This window comes from Pseudomonas sp. K5002, assembly GCF_013386655.1.
GTDB lineage: Bacteria > Pseudomonadota > Gammaproteobacteria > Pseudomonadales > Pseudomonadaceae > Aquipseudomonas.
Genome location: NZ_JACARK010000994.1, coordinates 1 through 3319, shown reverse-complemented (window position 1 = coordinate 3319; position 3319 = coordinate 1). Strand labels below are relative to the sequence as shown.

Here is a 3319-nt window from a genome sequence, read left to right as displayed (position 1 = left end):
CGCACATGGGCAAACTCAAGGGCTCGGCCCGTGACGATGCCGCCGCCACCGGTGCCCGCACCGTGCCGCCCCGTGAGCATGGCGGCAACTGCGATATCAAGGATTTGTCCCGCGGCTCGAAGATCTATTTCCCGGTGTACGTCAACGGCGCCGGCCTGTCGGTGGGCGACTTGCACTTCAGCCAGGGCGACGGCGAAATCACCTTTTGCGGCGCCATCGAAATGGCCGGCTGGGTGCACATGAAGGTCGAGCTGATCAAGGGCGGCATGACCAAATACGGGATCAAGAACCCGGTGTTCAAGCCAAGCCCGATCACCCCGAACTACAAGAACTACCTGATCTTCGAAGGCATCTCCGTCGACGAACAGGGCCAGCAGCATTACCTGGACGTCAATGTCGCTTACCGCCAGGCCTGCCTGAATGCGATCAACTACCTGACCAAGTTCGGCTACTCGCCGGCCCAGGGGTATGCGTTGCTCGGCTCGGCGCCGGTGCAGGGGCATATCAGCGGCGTGGTGGACATCCCCAACGCCTGCGCGACGTTGTGGCTGCCGACTGAAATCTTCGAGTTCGACATCAACCCCAATGCCAGCGGCCCGACCCAATTCCTCGACGGCAGCATCGACCTGCCCATCGCTCCGGACCTGTAGCCATGCCGACCTACGAATATGCCTGTGAGTCCTGCGGCACCTTCACGATGCTGCGGCCCATGGCCCAGCGTCACGAACCCAGCCAATGCCCGTATTGCGACGGCCCGGGCGGGCAGTTGCTGCTGTCGGCGCCGGCGCTGACCACGCTGTCGGCCAATCAGCGCAAGGCCATAGCCGGTAACGAGCGCAGCGCCCATGCGCCGCAAACCGTCGGCGAATATCAGGCAGCGCGCAAGCACCCGGCGGGCTGCAGTTGCTGTGGCACCAGCAAGCCGGTGGTGCCGAGCAAGGCCAACCCGCTGGGGCTCAAGACCAGGACCGGGCCACGGCCCTGGATGATCAGTCACTGACCGAGGAGATTTGCAATGCGCCATGGCGACATTTCCAGCAGCCCGGACACGGTCGGCGTTGCTGTCGTGAACTACAAGATGCCGCGCCTGCACAGCAAGGCCGAGGTCATTGATAACGCGAAGAAGATTGCCGAGATTATTGTCGGCATGAAGCAGGGTTTGCCCGGCATGGACCTGGTGGTGTTCCCCGAATACAGCACCATGGGGATCATGTACGACCACGACGAGATGATGGCGACCGCCGCGAGTATTCCCGGCGAGGAGACGGCGATTTTCTCCGCGGCCTGTCGCCAGGCCAATACCTGGGGCGTGTTTTCCCTGACCGGTGAACGCCACGAGGAGCACCCGCACAAGGCGCCGTACAACACGCTGGTGCTGATCAATAACCTCGGCGAGATCGTCCAGCGTTATCGCAAGTGCATTCCGTGGTGTCCGATCGAAGGTTGGTATCCCGGCGACCGCACCTACGTGTGCGACGGGCCCAAGGGCATGAAGGTCAGCCTGATCATCTGCGACGACGGCAACTACCCGGAGATCTGGCGTGACTGTGCGATGAAAGGCGCCGAGCTGATCGTGCGCTGCCAGGGCTATATGTACCCGGCCAAGGAGCAGCAGGTGCAGATGTCCAAGAGCATGGCCTGGGCCAATAACTGCTACGTGGCGGTGGCGAATGCGGCGGGGTTCGACGGGGTGTATTCGTACTTCGGGCACTCGGCGATCATCGGCTTCGATGGCCGTACCCTGGGCGAGTGCGGCGAGGAAGAGATGGGCATTCAGTACGCCCAGCTGTCGGTGTCGCAGATCCGCGATGCGCGGGCCAACGACCAGTCGCAGAACCATCTGTTCAAGTTGCTGCACCGTGGCTACACCGGCATGCATGCCTCGGGCGATGGGGACAAGGGCGTGGCGGATTGCCCATTCGAGTTCTATCGCACCTGGGTGCTGGACGCGCAAAAGGCCCAAGAGAATGTCGAGGCATTCACTCGCAGCACCGTCGGTGTCGCCGAATGCCCGGTGGGGCAGTTGCCCCATGGCGGTAAAGAAAAAACGGCGGGTTGAGGCATGCGGTTTACTTTTGAACCGGCCCAGGTCATGGCCTTGCTGCGCAGCCGTATCGTTGGCCAGGACGCAGCCCTGGCCCAAATGGAAGGGTTGCTCAAGGTGGTCAAGGCCGATATCGGTGAGCGTGAGCGGCCGTTGAGCGTCAACCTGTTCATGGGGCCTACCGGGGTCGGCAAGACGGAAATCGTCCGGCTGCTGGCCCAGGCGTTGCACGGGCGTGCCGACGGGTTCTGCCGTATCGACATGCACACCCTGGCCCAGGAGCATTATGCCGCCGCACTCACCGGTGCACCGCCGGGTTATGTCGGCAGCAAGGAGGGCATCAGCCTGTTCAACAGCGAACTGATCCAGGGTAGCTACAGCCGCCCTGGTATCGTGCTGTTCGACGAGTTGGAGAAAGCCAGCCAGGAAGTGGTGCGCAGCCTGCTGGGCATCCTTGAAAACGGCCAGCTGACGCTGGCGGGCGGCGCTCGTACGCTGGACTTTCGCAACAGCCTGATCTTCATGACCAGCAATATCGGCGCCCAGCAGGCGCGTCGGCACCGGCAACGCTTTGCCCCGTTGCGCTGGTGGGCGCGCGGTGAAGCGGGGGTGTTGGAGGACGCCTTGCACCGCCACTTCGAGCCGGAATTTCTCAATCGCATCGATCGTATCCTGATGTTCGAGCCCATCGACCATCAGTGGCTTGAGGCGCTGCTCAAGGTGGAACTCGGCAAACTCAATCAACGCCTGGCGGCGCAGCACCGATCATTGGTGCTGGATGAATCGGCACGTGCCTGGCTGTGCCGCGACCATGACGTACGGTTCGGCGCCCGCGCCTTGGGCCGCCGATTGCGGGTGGAGCTGGAGCCGGCGATTGCCGAATGCGTATTGCGCGACCCGGGTGTGGGCCCCATGGGCGCGACTGTCGACAGTGATCGTTTGGTGGTTTCGCAACAAGCGGCTTGCATCCAATAAATTTCAGACTAATATAACCCGGGTAAAATAAAATAATCCGGGTAAAAGTCATGAGCGCATCACAGTGCACCGCCTTCCTTGGCCACCAACGCGTGGCTGCCGGCTCTTATGCCGACGTCGCCAAAAACCTGAAAAGCCTCGACCTGGCGACGGGCAGCTTGCTGGTGTTTGATGACGCCAGCGGTGTTCAAGTCGACTATCCCTGGCCCGCCGGTTACGCACCGCAGCAACCGACCCTCGCGGTGACGGAGGCCGACGTGCCGGCGTCACCTGCTGTAGGCCGTCCGAAGCTGGGGGTGG

The 3319-nt window shown here is 62.5% G+C and carries 5 protein-coding genes; all 5 read left to right on the top strand.

Annotated elements, in window-relative coordinates:
* Positions 1 to 650 (top strand): acetamidase/formamidase family protein (locus tag HX846_RS32295; RefSeq protein ID WP_178966958.1); only part of this gene is annotated, 650 nt, incomplete at its 5' end.
* Between the two features lie 2 nt (positions 651 to 652).
* A complete protein-coding gene (locus HX846_RS32290; protein WP_008432727.1) occupies positions 653 to 1000 on the top strand; it encodes a zinc ribbon domain-containing protein in 348 nt (115 codons plus the stop codon).
* Positions 1001 to 1015: 15 nt separating this feature from the next.
* The gene (locus tag HX846_RS32285) at positions 1016 to 2059 is read left to right on the top strand and encodes an aliphatic amidase (protein ID WP_003218599.1); all 1044 of its coding nucleotides are present in this window, start codon (positions 1016 to 1018) and stop codon (positions 2057 to 2059) included.
* Between the two features lie 3 nt (positions 2060 to 2062).
* Entirely contained in the window at positions 2063 to 3019 is a 957-nt protein-coding gene (locus HX846_RS32280) for an AAA family ATPase (protein ID WP_177023258.1), read from the top strand.
* 50 nt (positions 3020 to 3069) lie between these two features.
* A partial coding sequence (locus HX846_RS32275) for a DUF2239 family protein (RefSeq protein ID WP_178966957.1) occupies positions 3070 to 3319 on the top strand: 250 nt, incomplete at its 3' end.

What these genes read in the sequence shown, in the direction of transcription:
- HX846_RS32290 (WP_008432727.1), top strand. Translation starts at nt 653, where the DNA reads ATGCCGACCTACGAATATGCCTGTGAGTCCTGCGGCACCTTCACGATG.
- HX846_RS32285 (WP_003218599.1), top strand. Translation starts at nt 1,016, where the DNA reads ATGCGCCATGGCGACATTTCCAGCAGCCCGGACACGGTCGGCGTTGCT.
- HX846_RS32280 (WP_177023258.1), top strand. Translation starts at nt 2,063, where the DNA reads ATGCGGTTTACTTTTGAACCGGCCCAGGTCATGGCCTTGCTGCGCAGC.